Origin of the sequence: Labrenzia sp. 5N, from assembly GCF_012395805.1 — a bacterium.
Taxonomy (GTDB): Bacteria; Pseudomonadota; Alphaproteobacteria; order Rhizobiales; family Stappiaceae; genus Roseibium; species Roseibium algicola.
In genome coordinates this window covers 29,408-44,817 of record NZ_JAAZTM010000013.1, presented here as the reverse complement: position 1 = coordinate 44,817, position 15,410 = coordinate 29,408, and the positions used below count along the sequence as shown (strand labels likewise).

Annotated in this window: 13 protein-coding genes; 9 read left to right on the top strand and 4 right to left on the bottom strand. The window is 60.8% G+C overall.

Annotated elements, in window-relative coordinates; genetic code table 11:
• Positions 1–100 precede the first annotated feature (100 nt).
• The 3 genes from HEP89_RS12765 to HEP89_RS12755 form a co-directional block, all read right to left on the bottom strand.
• Positions 101–1,300, bottom strand: a complete 1,200-nt coding sequence (locus HEP89_RS12765) for a substrate-binding domain-containing protein (protein ID WP_023003024.1) — start codon at positions 1,298–1,300, stop codon at positions 101–103.
• A 682-nt stretch (positions 1,301–1,982) separates the two neighbouring features.
• Positions 1,983–3,044, bottom strand: coding sequence for a sn-glycerol-3-phosphate ABC transporter ATP-binding protein UgpC (gene ugpC / locus HEP89_RS12760; protein WP_168692186.1), 1,062 nt, complete (start codon positions 3,042–3,044; stop codon positions 1,983–1,985).
• 27 nt (positions 3,045–3,071) lie between these two features.
• The gene (locus HEP89_RS12755) at positions 3,072–3,860 is read right to left on the bottom strand and encodes an IclR family transcriptional regulator (protein WP_168692185.1); all 789 of its coding nucleotides are present in this window, start codon (positions 3,858–3,860) and stop codon (positions 3,072–3,074) included.
• 118 nt (positions 3,861–3,978) lie between these two features.
• Between HEP89_RS12755 and HEP89_RS12750 the strand changes: the two genes are divergently transcribed.
• The 9 genes from HEP89_RS12750 (at position 3,979) to HEP89_RS12710 (ending at position 14,440) form a co-directional block, all read left to right on the top strand.
• Positions 3,979–5,238, top strand: coding sequence for an ABC transporter substrate-binding protein (locus HEP89_RS12750; protein ID WP_168692184.1), 1,260 nt, complete (start codon positions 3,979–3,981; stop codon positions 5,236–5,238).
• A gap of 87 nt (positions 5,239–5,325) precedes the next feature.
• The gene (locus HEP89_RS12745; RefSeq protein WP_023003020.1) at positions 5,326–6,243 is read left to right on the top strand and encodes a sugar ABC transporter permease; all 918 of its coding nucleotides are present in this window, start codon (positions 5,326–5,328) and stop codon (positions 6,241–6,243) included.
• A gap of 1 nt (position 6,244) precedes the next feature.
• Positions 6,245–7,093, top strand: a complete 849-nt coding sequence (locus HEP89_RS12740; RefSeq protein ID WP_023003019.1) for a carbohydrate ABC transporter permease — start codon at positions 6,245–6,247, stop codon at positions 7,091–7,093.
• Positions 7,090–9,165, top strand: a complete 2,076-nt coding sequence (locus tag HEP89_RS12735) for an alpha-galactosidase (RefSeq protein ID WP_168692183.1) — start codon at positions 7,090–7,092, stop codon at positions 9,163–9,165. Before HEP89_RS12740 ends, HEP89_RS12735 begins: the two co-directional genes overlap by 4 nt.
• A 61-nt stretch (positions 9,166–9,226) precedes the next feature.
• Complete coding sequence (locus HEP89_RS12730) at positions 9,227–9,991, top strand: SDR family oxidoreductase (RefSeq protein WP_168692182.1); 765 nt, start codon at positions 9,227–9,229, stop codon at positions 9,989–9,991.
• Positions 9,988–10,908 (top strand): 2-dehydro-3-deoxygalactonokinase, encoded by a 921-nt coding sequence (locus tag HEP89_RS12725; RefSeq protein WP_168692181.1) that lies wholly within the window; start codon positions 9,988–9,990, stop codon positions 10,906–10,908. The genes HEP89_RS12730 and HEP89_RS12725 overlap by 4 nt, the downstream gene beginning before the upstream one ends.
• Positions 10,905–11,519 (top strand): 2-dehydro-3-deoxy-6-phosphogalactonate aldolase, encoded by a 615-nt coding sequence (locus HEP89_RS12720; RefSeq protein WP_168692180.1) that lies wholly within the window; start codon positions 10,905–10,907, stop codon positions 11,517–11,519. The genes HEP89_RS12725 and HEP89_RS12720 overlap by 4 nt, the downstream gene beginning before the upstream one ends.
• A 4-nt stretch (positions 11,520–11,523) precedes the next feature.
• Positions 11,524–12,363 (top strand): SMP-30/gluconolactonase/LRE family protein, encoded by an 840-nt coding sequence (locus tag HEP89_RS12715; RefSeq protein WP_062487184.1) that lies wholly within the window; start codon positions 11,524–11,526, stop codon positions 12,361–12,363.
• Between the two features lie 175 nt (positions 12,364–12,538).
• Complete coding sequence (locus tag HEP89_RS12710; RefSeq protein ID WP_168692179.1) at positions 12,539–14,440, top strand: beta-galactosidase; 1,902 nt, start codon at positions 12,539–12,541, stop codon at positions 14,438–14,440.
• Positions 14,441–14,646: 206 nt separating this feature from the next.
• Here the strand turns inward: HEP89_RS12710 and HEP89_RS12705 are convergent, their stop codons facing one another.
• Positions 14,647–15,324, bottom strand: a complete 678-nt coding sequence (locus HEP89_RS12705) for a DsbA family oxidoreductase (protein ID WP_062487180.1) — start codon at positions 15,322–15,324, stop codon at positions 14,647–14,649.
• Between the last annotated feature and the right edge of the window lie 86 nt (positions 15,325–15,410).

The following is a 15,410-nucleotide window of genomic DNA, read 5'->3' as shown; positions in this document are numbered from 1 at the left end:
ATGAGTGCCCGGCCGGACGGGTTTCCCACCAGCCGGGCAAACTTAAAGGTCTTGAGGCCACGCGGGCGAAGCTGAAAGCTCCGCCGCGTCTTCATTCGGCTTACTGGTTGCGCACCGGGATGTTCATGTCCTCGATTGTCAACTCGCGCACCAGCTCCGGGATGCCCCATTCGACATCCGGGTCGACCTTGATCTTGAAGTGATACATCGACTGCAGAGCCTGGTGATCTTCCGCCCGGAACATCATCTTGCCCTTCGGCGTTTCGAACTCCATGCCTTCCATGGCAGTGATCAGGTCTTCGGTCTCCGTGGACCCGGCCTTGCGGATAGCCTCGACAATGGCAATGCCGGAAGACATGCCACCCGCGGTGAAGAAGTCCGGCGGCGCATTGAAGCGCTTCTGGTGTTCGGCCACCAGCCAGTCGTTCACCGGGTTCTTCGGGATCTCGTAGTAATAGTAAGTCGCGCCTTCCATGCCCGGCAGTTCCTTGTAGGCCGCCATGGCCGCCAGGATGTTGCCGCCCGTGGCGATCTCGACACCAAAGCGCTCCGGCTCCATTGCCTTGATCTTGCTGATAGGATTGCCGCCACCGGCCCAGATCACGAACAGGAACTTGCGGCCCGGCTCATCCTTCAGGGCATCAAAGACGCGCTGCGCGTTGGCTGTGAAATCCTTGGTATCGGTCGGCGCATATTCCTCGAACACCAATTTGGCACCCGTGCCTTCCAGCGCTTCCTTGAAGGCGGCGACGCCGTCACGACCGAAGGCATAGTCCTGTGCAAGCGTCGCGATGGAGACGCCTTCCTGCCCCAGTGCGACAGCGTTGGCGATCGCGTCCTGGGACGAGTTCCGCGCGGTGCGGAAGATGTAGCGGTTCCAGTTCTCGCCGGTGATGCTGTCGGCAACCGCCGGCTCCACCAGAAGCACCTTCTCGTATTCTTCGGCGACCGGCAGCATGGCCAGCGCAACGCCGGAGGAGACAGGGCCGACGGCGATATCGACTTCATCGTCACCATAGGCTTCCGCCAGCGCGGCCTTGCCGATATCCGGCTTCAGTTGGGTGTCCTTCTCGATGACCACGATCTTGCGGCCGTCGATTTCCATGGTGCCGTCGGTGGCATATTCGAGACCCATCATCAGGCCGGTATGCGACTGTTTCGCATAGGCCTCCAGGGCACCGGTCTTGCCGTAAACATGGGCGATCTTGATATCGTCGGCCTGGGCACCGGCAATCCCGGCAGCCGCCACGCTGATGCCAGCCAGAAGCGGCACGGCCCAGCGGAAAACGCGTTTCGTCATGAATTCTCCTCCCGTTGCGCGAAAGGCCGGCAAACCTGCCCGGCCGCTCCCACGGCCTCCACAGGGTAACATCATCGCCTGACGCTGGAATATATGACACATGAATCAGTATTCATGTCAAGGCAAGATGCGCGTTCGAAGTGGCCGCCTTTCCGGGCGGGTCGTCAGTTAGCGTAACACGAGCTCATGACAGATGAATGCAGCCCTGTCCTGCAAAGACACAGCACCAAGAGCGGCAGCGCAATGCCAGACAGTCATGTGATAAAGACTGTCTGAAGGATGATGATGACAGAGAAAAAAGATCGGCCCTGACGGGAGAGCCGCCAAAATCGTCAAAAAACAGACTCGCCACCAGACGAATGCAATGCAAGCGACCCGCAGACCAAATGCCCTGCGTCCAGGCATAAGTGGAAAGGCGTTCTCAGTCCCCTGCCCAATCCGTTTTGCCAGCCCCTCGAGGACAAGGCCTTCAACGGTTACCCAAAGTCATTCCGGACAAGCGCAGCATAAGCTGCGTGCAGATCCGCAATCCAGCGCATCTGCGTGAGTGTAGCGAACTCTTTTTCGTACGAGGAGACGCGCCAATGGCGCGGCTGATATCCGGTTTCCGGTTCGGCATTGCCTCACTTGTCCAAAACCACTTGCGGAAGGCGGGCCGCCTGGACCAGTCGCCTCGGCAAGACTACCTCAGCCGCTGTTCCGTCTTCGCATCGAAGAACAGCGCTGAAGCCGGGTCGAAGTCGATGGCGACAGTTCCATCAGAAACAGGCACATCCTCACCCTTGGTTTCCACGATCACACGCTCGCCCGATGGGCAGATGAGATAGGAATAGGCGACGCCGCCGAGCTGCTCGCACAGATCGACCTTCGCCCCTTCCTGCGCAGGTGAGACTTTCAGATGCTGCGGGCGCAGACCGACGAGAACCTTTTCGCCCTTGGCGGGCAGCGCGACCGATGTCGGCACGGCAACACCGCCGAACGCAGCAACACTGACCTCACCCTCCCCGGCAATCCCCTCCACGAAATTCATACTGGGGGAACCGATGAAGCCAGCGACGAACCTGTTGTCCGGATCGGAATAGAGCTGCATCGGCGAGCCGACCTGCTCGATATTGCCACCGCGCAGAACCACGATCTTGTCCGCCAGCGTCATCGCCTCGACCTGGTCGTGCGTCACGTAGATCATCGTCGCGCCGATATCCTTGTGCAGGCGGGCGATTTCAACGCGCATGTCGACACGCAGCTCGGCATCCAGGTTGGAGAGCGGTTCGTCGAACAGGAACACTTCCGGTCCGCGCACGATGGCCCGGCCGATGGCAACACGCTGGCGCTGCCCGCCGGAAAGCGCCTTCGGCTTGCGCTTCAGATAAGGGTCCAGCTTCAGGATGCGGCTGGCTTCGGCAACCTTGGACTGGATCTCGGCCTTCGGATGACCGTTCATCTTCAGCCCGAAGCCCATGTTCTCCTCGACCGTCATATGCGGGTAAAGCGCATAGGTCTGGAACACCATGGCTACGCCCCGTTCCGCCGGATCTGACTTGGTCACATCACGGTCACCGATCTCGATCCTGCCGTCGGTCGTTTCCTCCAGCCCGGCGATCATGCGCAGAAGGGTGGACTTGCCACAGCCGGACGGACCGACAAAAACGCAGAATTCGCCATGCTCGATCTGAAGGTCCACTCCGTGGATGACTTCCAGGTCGCCATATTTCTTGACGGCTTTTGTCAGTGTGACGCCAGACATGTAATTCTCTCTCCCTTGGGATTCTTGTTAGGCAGGGAACTGCCAGTCCTCGACCGCCGCCGCGATCTTGGAGGCCGTATCCAGCAGTGCAGGCCGTGCCTCCAGAAGCTGTTCGAGGCTCTTGCGCTGTGTGGACGTGGTAACGGAAAGCGCCCCGACCGGGCGCCCCTTGGACGACAGGATCGGCGCTGCAATGCAGATGATGCCGGGCTCATGTTCCTCGCGGTCGTAGGACAGCCCCTCTTCGCGGATCTTTTCCAGGTCTGCACGCAGTTCAGCTTCGCTGGCCAGCGTTGCCGGGGTGTAGCGATAGAACGACTGCTTCTTCAAAACGTGATCGAGTTCAGCAGGCTCCAGAAAGGCCATCAGGGCCTTACCGACCCCGGTGCAATAGGCCGGACCAACCTTGCCGGCCTGCGAAAACATGTCGATGGCATTGGTCGGGTTTCTCTTGTCGACATAAAGCACCTGCCCGCTGTCGAGCTGTGCCAGGTGCACCGTTTCGCCGACAGCTTCCGACAAGGCGCCTACGAAGGGACGCGCAATCGGCGCGATGGAACTTTGCCGCCAGGCCGCATGCGCCAGCCGCACCAGGCGGATACCCAGCGAATAGGTCTGCTGGCGCTCGTCGTAGGCCAGCATGCCCTGGCTCACCAGCGTCTGCAGCAACCGGTACAGCGTCGCCTTGGGATGAGTGCTTTCAGACAGCAGTTCGGAAAAGCGCACGGGCCGGCCCACAGCTGCAACCTTGTCCAGCACTTCCAGCGCCTTGCCGACCGTGCCGTCACCTGTCGATGACCCCGCCTGTTTGTTCATGAGCTCCTCCTTCGGCCCGTTTCTTGTCGTCGAGCCTGTTGACAACTTATCGCCATCGCATCAAAGTATCAATATACAAAACTAAGTTTCACATAATGGAACAAAAAGGGAGGACACCATGCGTTCCATGCTGAAAACGTCCGTAGCGGCATTTGCCATGTTGGCAGCCGTGATGGGCGCAGCTTCTGCTGACGGCCTGACAGGCAATCTGAAAATCTTTCTCGACACATCGAACCCGGCGCCGCGTGCGACCATGGAAGAGATGATCGCTCAGTTCCAGGAGAAGAACCCGGAGCTGAACATCGAGACGACGGTGATTGACCGGGAAGCCTACAAGACCCAGATCCGCAACTTCCTGACGGCAAATGCGCCGGACGTTGCCACCTGGTACGCGGCCAACCGCATGCGGCCTTACGTGGAGGCCGGCCTCTTCGAGGACGTGTCCGACCTTTGGGCGGAACCGGAAATTGCCGACAACCTCGCCTCTACCAAGGGTGCGATGACCATCGACGGCAAGCAGTGGGGCGTGCCCTACACCTACTACCAGTGGGGTGTTTACTACCGCAAAGACATCTTCGACGAGCTTGGCCTGTCCGAACCCACTACCTGGGAAGAGGAAAAGGCGAACTGCCAGAAGATCATCGATGCCGGCAAGAAGTGCTACACGATCGGCACCAAGTTTCTCTGGACCGCAGGTGGCTGGTTCGACTACCTGAACATGCGCACCAACGGCTTCGATTTCCACATGGACCTGCTCACGGGCAAGGCGTCCTGGAAGTCCGACGAAGTCCGCAAGACCTTCGCCAACTGGCGCGAGCTCATCGACATGGGCGCCTTCATCGACAACCATCAGACCTACTCCTGGCAGGAAGCTCTGCCGTTCATGGTCAAGGGCGATGCAGCCGCTTACCTGATGGGCAACTTTGCCGTGGCGCCGCTGCGCGAAGCCGGTCTTTCCGATGACCAGATCGATTTCTACCAGTTCGTGGAAATCACGCCGGGCATCGCCAAGGCGGAAGACGCGCCGACCGATACCTTCCACATTCCGGCCAATGCCGAGAACAAGGAAAACGCGCGCGAATTCCTGAAGTTCGCGGTCTCGCCGGACGTCCAGACCTGGATCAACGACGGCAAGCACCTCGGCCAGCTCCCGGTGAACGCCAAGTCGTCCGTGGATAAGGACAAGTTCCTGGAACAGGGCTTTGAGATGCTGTCCACGAACTCCCCCGGCGGCGTTGCCCAGTTCTTCGACCGCGATGCCCCGGCTGAAATGGCAAAGGTTGCCATGGAAGGCCTGCAGGAATTCATGGTCAAGCCGGACAACCTGGACAAGATCCTGGACCGTTTGGACCGCGCCCAACAGCGTATCTACAAATAAGGTCTGCCTTCGCATGACCGGACAGGGGGCAACCGCTCCCTGTCCTCTTTTCCGGTATACGCCGACGACTCACGAAGAGTTCCGAAAATGGCCCAAGCATCCGTCGCCGAGACCCGCCAGAGTTCCTGGTGGCATCGCAACCAGCAGCAGTTGACACCCTGGCTGTTCCTGGCTCCCGGGATCCTGTTCTTCCTGTTCTATGTGATCTTTCCGATTTTCCAGTCGTTCAACCTGTCGCTCTACGAGTGGGACGGTTTGGGCCAGGCGGAATATGTCGGGCTCTACAATTACGAGGAACTCTACTGGGATGACGCGTTCTACACCTCGCTGAAGAACAACGTCATCTGGCTGCTGCTCTATCTGCTTGCCATTCCGGCCGGTCTGTTCATCGCGCTGTTCCTGAACCAGACCGTCACCGGCATCCGGCTCTATAAATCCCTGTTCTTCTTTCCCTTCGTGATTTCCCAGGTCGTCGTCGGCCTGGTGTTCACCTGGTTCTACGACCCGACATTCGGCATCCTCAACGTTCTGCTCGGCGCGGTCGGCCTGCCGCCGCTCAACGTGCTGGGGGACGAAAACTGGGTCACCGTGGGCATCATCGTCGCGGGCCTCTGGCCCCAGACAGCCTATTGCATGATCCTCTATCTCACCGGCCTCAACGCGGTTGATCCGGAGCAGATCGAGGCCGGACGCCTCGACGGCGCCAAGGGCTGGCGCATGCTCTGGTACATCATCGTGCCGCAGCTTCGCCCGGCCACCTTCATCGCCTTCGTCGTCACCATCATCGGCGCTTTGCGCTCTTTCGACCTGATTTCGGTCATGACCAACGGCGGGCCCTTCGGCGCCAGCCGGGTGCTCAGCTTCTACATGTTCGAGGTCGCACTCTCCGAATACGGCTTCCGCATGGGCTACGGCGCGGCCATTGCCGTGGTGCTGTTCCTGATCATGCTGGCCTTCATCGCCTACTTCCTCTGGTCGATGTACAAAGAAGAAAAGGCGCGCTGACATGTTCCCGACACCGATCGAACGCACGTCCCGCCCCTGGCAGATCACCTATCAGACGCTGCTTCCGCTGGCGCTGATCCTGTGGCTGCTGCCGCTGATCGCGGTCGCCATCTTTTCGGTCAAGCCAGATTCGGATTTCGCCAACGCCAACTACTGGGGATGGCCGTCATCCTTCGAAGGCTTCACCAACTACGCGCTGGTCTTCACCGGCTCGGACATGCCGCAGTATTTGCTGAACTCGTTCAAGATCACCATTCCAACGGTGATCGGCGCGGTTGGCCTCTCCTGCATGACCGGCTTCGCCCTCGGCATCTACAAGTTCAAGGCCAATATCTGGCTCTTCTTCATGTTCGTGGCGGGCAACTTCGTGCCGTTCCAGATCCTGATGGTGCCGGTGCGCGACCTGACCCTGCAGATGGGCCTCTACAACACCATCACCGGCCTGGTTCTGTTCCACATCGCCTTCCAGACCGGCTTCTGCACACTCTTCATGCGCAACTTCATCCGTGCCCTGCCGTTTGAGCTGATCGAGGCTGCGCGCGTTGAGGGCGTCTCCGAATGGCGGATCTTCTGGTACGTGGTGCTGCCGCTGATGAAGCCGGCCATCGCCGCGCTGTCGGTGCTGATCTTCACCTTCATCTGGAACGACTACTTCTGGGCCGTGGTGCTGACGCAGGGCGTTGAAAGCCAGCCTGTCACCGCCGGCATCACGTCCTTCAACGCGCAATATCGTGCTGCCTACCACCTGATGAGCGCCGGTTCCATCGTGGCCGCCCTGCCGCCTGTCGCCATGTTCTTCCTGATGCAGCGCCACTTTATTGCAGGCCTCACACTCGGAGCCGTGAAATGATCCGCAGCTGGCATCTTGGAGATGACAGACAGAGCCTGGTCCTGGCCAGCTTCGACGACCGATTGCCGGAAGCCGTCTACTGGGGGCCCGCCCTTCCCACTGGCGAAAACCTGGAGACGCTTTCGGCAGCCGCACTTGCCGACGTCACCGGTGGCATGGTCGACCGCAACGCCGGTCTGAGCCTGTGTCCGGAAGCCTCCGAAAGCTTCCCCGGGCAAACCGGCCTGACTGCAAGGAACGCATCCGGCGCGCCGCTCATGCCCAGTTTCCGGTTCGAAAGCGAAGCCGCTTCGGAGCATGGCCTGACGCTTGTCTTTGCCGACAACAGCCTTGATCTCAGCCTCGTCTTCGATCTCGTCCTGACACCGGAAACCTCCCTGTTAAAGCTTCAGACACGGCTGGAAAGCGCCGATGAGATCACGGTCGACTGGCTGGCGGCTCCGGTTCTGCCGGTCCCGGCTCACACTGGCGAGATGATCGAGTTTTCCGGCCGCTGGTGCGCGGAATTCCTGACCCGCCGCCTGCCGTTTGCGCCCGGTTCCCGTGTCCGCGACAACCGCACGGGCCGCACGGACCACGCCCATTTCCCGGGGCTTGTCGTCTGCAATGCCGGAACGTCCAACACGGCTGGTGAAGCTTTCGCGTTTCACTATGGCTGGTCCGGGGGCCACAAGATGGTTGCCGAGGAACTTGCCGATGGCCGTCGCCAGGTCCAGTTCGGCCACGCCACTGCCAGCCTTTCCAGCGGACGCCACTTCGTCAGCGCACCGCTCTACGCAACCTATTCCGCCACCGGCTTCAACGGTGCCGCCGTGCGGTTCCAGCGCCATGTTCGCGACCGTGTGGTTCAGGGAGCCCGAACTCCCCGCCCGGTCCACTACAATTGCTGGGAAGCGGTCTATTTCAAACACGACCTCGACGAACTCAAAGCCATCGCCTCCCAAGCGGCGGGCCTGGGCGCCGAGCGCTTTGTGCTGGACGACGGCTGGTTTGGCCGCCGGGATGACGACACCTCGTCTCTGGGAGACTGGGTGATCGACAAACGCAAGTACCCGGACGGACTCACCCCGCTGATCGACCATATCAAGGCGCTCGGCATGGAGTTCGGCATCTGGTTCGAACCGGAAATGGTCAACGAGGACAGTGACCTCTGCCGCGCCCATCCCGACTGGGTGCTCGGTCACGCCGACCAGATCCGCGGACGCCAGCAACTGGTGCTGGACATGTCCAACCAGGAGGTTCGCGACTATCTTTATGCCCACATCGCCGACGTCCTGAAAAACAACGACATCGGCTACATCAAGTGGGACCACAACCGCATCCTGCCCGTGGTCGATGCCGAACAGGCCGAAGGCTTTTACGAGCTGGTCGACCGTCTGCGGTCCGATTTTCCGGCAGTGGAGATCGAGAGCTGCTCGTCCGGCGGCGGGCGGATCGACTTCGGCGTCCTGGAACGCACGCACCGGGTCTGGCTTTCGGACAGTAACGATGCGCTGGAACGCCAGCGTATTCAGCACGATGCCGCCTTGTTCCTGCCAGCCTCGGTAACAGGCTCTCACGTCGGGCCCCGTCACTGCCATACTTCCGGCCGAACGCTGGACATTCGTCTGCGCGCCTGGACCGCGGCTCAACGCCACATGGGCTTCGAGATGGACCCGCGTGAGCTGACGGAAGCCGAAGCCGAGACGCTGCGCAATGTCACGAGCTGGTGGAAAGCCAACCGGGACTGGATGATGCAGGCCGATATCCTGCGGCTCGACAGCGCCGATCCGGCCGTGATCGCAGAACAGCAGCTTGCCGGCGACGGCAGCCGGTTCGTTGCGTTTGCCGCGCTGACGCGACCAAGTGACCAGATCCTGCCGCGTCCGTTGCGCTTGACCGGTCTGGACCCGCAAGGCAGATACAGGCTATCTCTCGTCAATCGGGACGAAGCGCCCCGGCTGTCCCGCGGTGCGCCTTTCCTGAAACATCAAGACCTTGAAGTCAGTGGACAATATCTGATGTCCCACGGGCTCACGCTCCCCTGGCGGTTCCCAGAAACCGTCTGGGTTGTGGAAGGCGAACGTCTTTGAGTAACGTTACTCAAAACGAACCGATTTCGGCTTAGGCCGCCAAAACAATTGAGGAAGTGCCATGTACGCAACATACCCGGATCTCGACAACGCATCGGTATTCATCACCGGTGGCGGCTCCGGCATTGGCGCGGTGCTGACGGAGGGCTTTCTGCGGCAGGGGGCGAAGGTCGCCTTTGTGCAGCGTTCCGACGCAGCGCCCTTCTGCGACGAGATGGAACAGAAATACGGCCGCCGTCCGCTGTTCCTGCCCTGTGACATCACAGACATGGCTGCCCTTAAGGCAGCCATGGATCAGGCAGCCGAAGCCCATGGCCCGATCACGGTTCTGGTCAATAATGCCGCCAACGACAAACGCCACAAGACCGAAGAGGTTGACGAGGCGTTCTGGGACTGGTCCGTGGCGATCAACCTGAAGGCCTATTTCTTTGCCTGCCAGCATGTGGTTGCCGGCATGCGAGCGGCCGGCGGTGGCTCCATCGTCAACTTCTCGTCCATCTCCTACATGATGGGCAATGCGGGCTACCCGGTCTACACAACCGCGAATTCCGGCATCAACGGCATGACCCGCAGCCTCGCACGAGAATTCGGCCCGGAGAACATCCGCGTCAACGCAATTGCGCCCGGCTGGGTCCTGACCCAGAAGCAGAAGGACATGTGGGTAACACCGGAAGGCCTGGCAGCTCACATCGACCGGCAGTGTCTCAAGGTTGAACTGCAGCCGGACGACATGGTCGACCCGGTGCTTTTCCTTGCCTCCAGAAGCAGCAAGGCGATGACAGGACAGGCGCTGGTCGTGGATGGCGGCGTGGTGGTGACGGGATGAACACACATCCAAAAGCGTCCTGGATCGCAGCGGATTGGGGCACCACCAATCTGCGCATCTGGGCGCTTGACGAAGCCGGCGGCATCCTTGCCCATCGCAGCTCCGAAAAGGGCATGGGCCGACTGGAGAAACAGGATTTCGAACCTGCCCTGATCGAACTGATCGCCGACCTCCTGAAGGACGGTGAGGTCACACCCGTGATCGTCTGCGGCATGGCCGGGTCCCGGCAGGGTTGGGCCGAAGCTCCCTACATGACCGTACCCTGCGCGCCGCCGTCGATCCGGAACGCTACCGGGGTGGATGCAGCCGACCCGCGCCTTGACGTGCGCATCCTGCCGGGCATCAAGCAGCTCACACCTCCCGATGTCATGCGCGGCGAGGAAACGCAGATCGCGGGGTTCCTTGCGGATAATCAGACCTATTCCGGCACCTTGTGCCTGCCTGGAACGCACACCAAGTGGGTCGCCTTAAAGGACGGACGAATTGAGCGGTTCCGCACCTTCATGACAGGAGAGACCTTCGCGCTTCTGTCCAAACACTCCGTCCTGCGGCACGGCCTTTCCGCCGATGACCTCGACAGCACAGCCTTTGCCGAAGCGGCCGAACACAGTTTCAATGCCCCCGAAGCGCTGACTGCCGATCTCTTTGGCGTGCGCGCCGCCGGCCTTGTTGCTGACCTTGGCCCGGCACAGGCAAGCGGCAGATTATCGGGGCTTCTGATCGGAGCCGAACTGGCCGCTGTCAGCCGTGATTTCGACCTTGGTAACACGGCCCTGCTGGGCAGCGACAAGATCGCCGGTGCCTATCGCAGCGCCTTGACACATCTCGGCCATGCCTCAAGGCAGCTCGATGCGGAAACCATCACCTTGAAGGGGCTGACCCTTGCCTATTCCTTCTACGAACCGGAGCATTCATGAGCCGTAACCTGATAGCCATCCTGCGCGGCCTGACCCCGGACGAGGCTCTGCCCGTTACCGAATGCCTGATTGCCGCCGGCATCACTCGTATCGAGGTTCCGCTCAACTCGCCGGACCCGCTTGTCAGCATTGCCGCCATGGCAAAGGCCTTTTCCTCGAATGCCGAGATCGGCGCAGGCACCGTGCTGGCGCCCGAACAGGTGCGCGACGTCAAGAACGCCGGCGGCACGCTGATCGTGTCACCCGACTGCAATCCGGATGTCATCAAGACGACGAAAGCCGAAGGCATGTCTTCCTTTCCCGGTGTGATGACACCAAGCGAGTGCTTCACGGCGCTGCGCAGCGGGGCAGATGGCCTCAAATTCTTTCCAGCCTCGCTCATCGGCCCGGACGGACTGAAGGCGATGCTGGCGGTATTGCCGAAGGGCACTGCGACCTATGCCGTGGGCGGTGCCGGCCCGGACAATTTCGAGGACTGGATCAAGGCCGGGGCAGCCGGCTTCGGCATCGGAACGGCTCTGTTCAAACCCGGTTTCAGCGTTGCCGAAGTCAGCGACCGGGCCGAAAAAATCGTCGCCGCCTACGACGCGGCCGTTGCAGCATGCAGGTGATGTCATGAGCACAGTTTTCGACGAGCGCCAGTGCACCCTTGGCGAAGGCCCGTTGTGGCATCCCGAACGCCAGCAGCTGTTCTGGTTCGACATTCTCAACAAGCGCCTGCTCAGCCGTGACAACGGCACGGAAAAGACCTGGCAGTTCGATGAATATGTTTCTGCCGCAGGCTGGGTCAGTCGGACCGAACTCCTGATCGCCAGCTCTTCGAAGCTGTTCCTGTTCAATCTGGAAACGGATGCCTCCGCAAAGATCTGCGATCTGGAGGCCGACAACGCAATCACCCGGTCCAACGACGGCAGGGCAGATCACAAGGGAGGTTTCTGGATCGGCACCATGGGCCTTGGCGCCGAAAAGAACGCCGGATCGATCTACCGATATTACAAGGGAGAGCTGCGCAAGCTGTTCTCCGACATCACCATTTCCAACGCGATCTGTTTTTCGCCGGACGGCAAGACAGCCTATTTTGCCGACACCGACACCCTGACCATTCAGAAGGTCGCCCTGGACGCCGAGGGCTGGCCAGCAGGTGCGCCGTCCCTGTTCGTCGATCTGTCCGCCGACGGGTTCAATCCGGATGGCGCCGTGGTCGATAGCGAGGGGTTCCTGTGGAACGCCCATTGGGGGGCGAACCACGTAGCGCGCTATACGTCGGACGGGAAATTTGCCGAGGCTGTTTCCATGCCTGCAAAACAGATTTCCTGCCCGGCATTCGGCGGGGCGGATTTGCAGACGCTCTTTGCCACATCCGCCGCCGAAGGTCTTACCGGCGAGCACGAAGGCAAGACCTATTTCGCGCAAGTGAAGGTTCGTGGACAGAGCGAGCACAGGGTCTTGCTCTAACAGGTCCGCCGTCCATCTCCCGGGCAAAGTTTTGGGAGCACCGGGACAAAATGCAAGTTCAGTGGACCTTTGAAGGGTCCTCAGGCCCCGCCTTCGCGGGGATGACACGGAATATGTGGCAACGCTTCACCATCCGGATGAGCGTTGCCGAACCATCAAGCAGTGAGCATCCATCATGAAACGCACTCTCGGCACCTGCTATTATCCGGAACACTGGCCGGAAGAAATCTGGGAAGCTGATGCCCGCCGGATGGCCGAGACCGGGCTGACATGGATCCGCATCGGTGAATTCGCCTGGTCGCGCCTCGAGCCTCGCCCCGATGACTTGCACTTCGAGTGGCTGGACAGGGCCATCGAGACCTTGGGCAGTGCAGGGTTGAAGGTCGTGCTCGGCACACCGACCGCAACGCCGCCGCGCTGGGTTGTCGACAAGCATCCGGACATGGTCGCCGTCGATGCCGGCGGCAATCCCCGCAAGTTTGGTTCCCGCCGCCACTACTGCTTTTCGCACGAGGGCTTTCGCCAGGAGAGCGACCGGATCGTGAAGCTTGTCGCCGAGCGCTACGGCAACAATCCGCATGTCGCCGCCTGGCAGACCGACAACGAATATGGCTGCCACGACACGATTCTCTCCTATTCGGATGCTGCCCGAAAGGCGTTCCGGGTCTGGCTGAAGGGCCGCTACGGCTCCATCGAGGCGCTCAACCGCGCCTGGGGCAACGTGTTCTGGTCTATGGAGTATCTCTCCTTTGACGAGATCGACCTGCCGAACCTGACCGTAACCGAACCGAACCCCTCGCACACGCTTGCCTTCCGGCGGTTCTCCTCCGATCAGGTGGTTACCTTCAACAAGCGCCAGGTCGATATCATCCGGGCGCATTCCAGCGCACCGATCAGCCACAACTACATGGGCCGGGTAACGGATTTCGACCACTTCAAGGTCAGCGACGATCTCGAGATCGCGACATGGGACAGCTACCCGCTCGGTTTTCTGGAAGACCGTGTCGGCGCGGATGACGCCCATCAGCGAGCCTTCATGCGCCAGGGCGATCCGGACTTCCAGGCCTTCCACCACGATCTCTACCGTGCCGTTGGCAAGGGCCGCTGGTGGGTGATGGAACAACAGCCGGGACCGGTGAACTGGGCCCCCCACAATCCGGCTCCTCTGCCGGGCATGATGCGGCTTTGGGCCTGGGAGGCTTATGCCCATGGGGCCGAGGCCGTGTGCTACTTCCGTTGGCGACAGGCGCCTTTCGCGCAGGAACAGATGCATGCCGGCATGCTGCGCCCGGACAATGCCGATGCGCCGGCGCTGCTCGAAGCCCGCAAAGTCGCCGACGAATTGCGCGATGCGCCTGACGTCTCGGCCCCACAGGCACCTGTTGCACTGATCTTCGACTATGACGCGGATTTCGCCTGGACCACCCAGCCGCACGGCAAGGAGCTTTCCTATTTCCAGCTTGTTTTCGACACCTACAAGGCGCTGCGCAAGCTCGGGCTTTCGGTCGATATCCTGCGCGGCGAAACCCGCGACTTTTCCGGCTACAAGATCATTGCCCTGCCTGGCCTGATCTACGTGCCGCAGGACCTGAAACAGGTGCTTGCCGAAACCGAAGCACTGGTGGTGTTGGGCCCGCGCACAGCCGCCCGCAACGCCGACATGGTCATTCCCGTGCCATTGCCACCAGACATGCCCGGGCTCGACCTTGCGGTCTCACGGGTCGAAAGCCTGCGCCCGGATATGCCGATGCCGCTCAAGGGCGGCGGCGCCTTCACCGGCTACCGCGAGGAACTGGAAGGTGCTGGCGAAGTTATCCTGGAACTGGAAGACGGCCAACCCGCCGCCTACCGCCAGGAACATCTCGTCTATGTCGGCGGCTGGGGTGACGAAACCGTGCTGAAGCGCCTCTACACCATGCTGTGCGAAGAAGCCGGGATCGACACGCTCGACCTTGCCGGCGGCGTCCGCTGCCGTGTGACCGATGGCCTGAGGATCTGGACAAATTACGGCACCGAGCCTGCCGACACACCTGCCGGCCGGATCGAAGCTGCAGGGGTGTTGTTCGAAAAGCTGTAAGGCAAAGTTGGTTCTACCCTGAGAGTGGTTAGATAACCGAACTCTTCCTCCACCCCGTCATTGCAGGACTTGATCCTGCAATCCATGCCGAGACAGTGCCTCAAACTGAGGCCTGTGGAGCGGGAACGGAACGGCGTGGATGCCATGGTAGCTATGGCATGACGAAGAAATTGGACGATCTACAGGTTATCTCCAAGGCTGTGCCGTCAGGCCGCCTTGCCCTTCGTCAGCTCGGTGATGATGGCCGCGAAATTGTCGACGCCCTGTGCGCCTGATACCAGGTGCTGACGCTCGAAGATGACAGCCGGAACGCCGTGAATGCCGTTGCCGGTCCAGAAGGCTTCTTCCGCACGAACGGTTTCGGCAAAGCGGCCGTCTTCCAGAACGGCAAGGGCTTCGGCCCGGTTGAGGCCAATGCTTTCGGCCACATCCGCCAGAACCTGATTGTCATTGAGGTCCTTCCGGTCGCCGAAATAGGCCTGGAACAGCGCCATCTTCAACTGGTGTTCCTTGCGGCTCTCACCGGCCCAATGGATCAGCTGGTGCGCCTTGAAGGTGTTCACCATGCGCATGTCGTCGGTGAAGTTGAACTCGAAACCAAGGCTCGCGCCAAGGTCCGTCAGCCGGTCCCGCGCCGCCTGGGACTGCTCCGCGCTGGAGCCGTATTTGCGCATGATGTGTTCGCGCAGGTTCTCTCCCTCGGCAGCCATATCCTGATTGAGTTCAAAAGGATGCCATTTGATGGCGGCCGTAACGCCGGTCCGTGCGATCGCCTGTTCGAGCTGCTTGAAGCCGACGATGCACCACGGACAGACGACATCGGAAACAATGTCGATCTGCAACACATCATCGAGGCCGGTTGTGTCGGTGTCTTGCGAAGTCATGATTGGTTCCTGTTCCGGCGCAGTCAGCCGCGTGTCTGGCTGGCGCCATTGTCTGTCTTGCCCCGCATATAGGAGCCGCTGCCAGC

Bases quoted from the DNA above. Each gene is read 5' to 3' on its own strand.
- HEP89_RS12765 (WP_023003024.1), bottom strand. From the start codon at position 1,300: ATGACGAAACGCGTTTTCCGCTGGGCCGTGCCGCTTCTGGCTGGCATC.
- ugpC (WP_168692186.1), bottom strand. From the start codon at position 3,044: ATGTCTGGCGTCACACTGACAAAAGCCGTCAAGAAATATGGCGACCTG.
- HEP89_RS12755 (WP_168692185.1), bottom strand. From the start codon at position 3,860: ATGAACAAACAGGCGGGGTCATCGACAGGTGACGGCACGGTCGGCAAG.
- HEP89_RS12750 (WP_168692184.1), top strand. From the start codon at position 3,979: ATGCGTTCCATGCTGAAAACGTCCGTAGCGGCATTTGCCATGTTGGCA.
- HEP89_RS12745 (WP_023003020.1), top strand. From the start codon at position 5,326: ATGGCCCAAGCATCCGTCGCCGAGACCCGCCAGAGTTCCTGGTGGCAT.
- HEP89_RS12740 (WP_023003019.1), top strand. From the start codon at position 6,245: ATGTTCCCGACACCGATCGAACGCACGTCCCGCCCCTGGCAGATCACC.
- HEP89_RS12735 (WP_168692183.1), top strand. From the start codon at position 7,090: ATGATCCGCAGCTGGCATCTTGGAGATGACAGACAGAGCCTGGTCCTG.
- HEP89_RS12730 (WP_168692182.1), top strand. From the start codon at position 9,227: ATGTACGCAACATACCCGGATCTCGACAACGCATCGGTATTCATCACC.
- HEP89_RS12725 (WP_168692181.1), top strand. From the start codon at position 9,988: ATGAACACACATCCAAAAGCGTCCTGGATCGCAGCGGATTGGGGCACC.
- HEP89_RS12720 (WP_168692180.1), top strand. From the start codon at position 10,905: ATGAGCCGTAACCTGATAGCCATCCTGCGCGGCCTGACCCCGGACGAG.
- HEP89_RS12715 (WP_062487184.1), top strand. From the start codon at position 11,524: ATGAGCACAGTTTTCGACGAGCGCCAGTGCACCCTTGGCGAAGGCCCG.
- HEP89_RS12710 (WP_168692179.1), top strand. From the start codon at position 12,539: ATGAAACGCACTCTCGGCACCTGCTATTATCCGGAACACTGGCCGGAA.
- HEP89_RS12705 (WP_062487180.1), bottom strand. From the start codon at position 15,324: ATGACTTCGCAAGACACCGACACAACCGGCCTCGATGATGTGTTGCAG.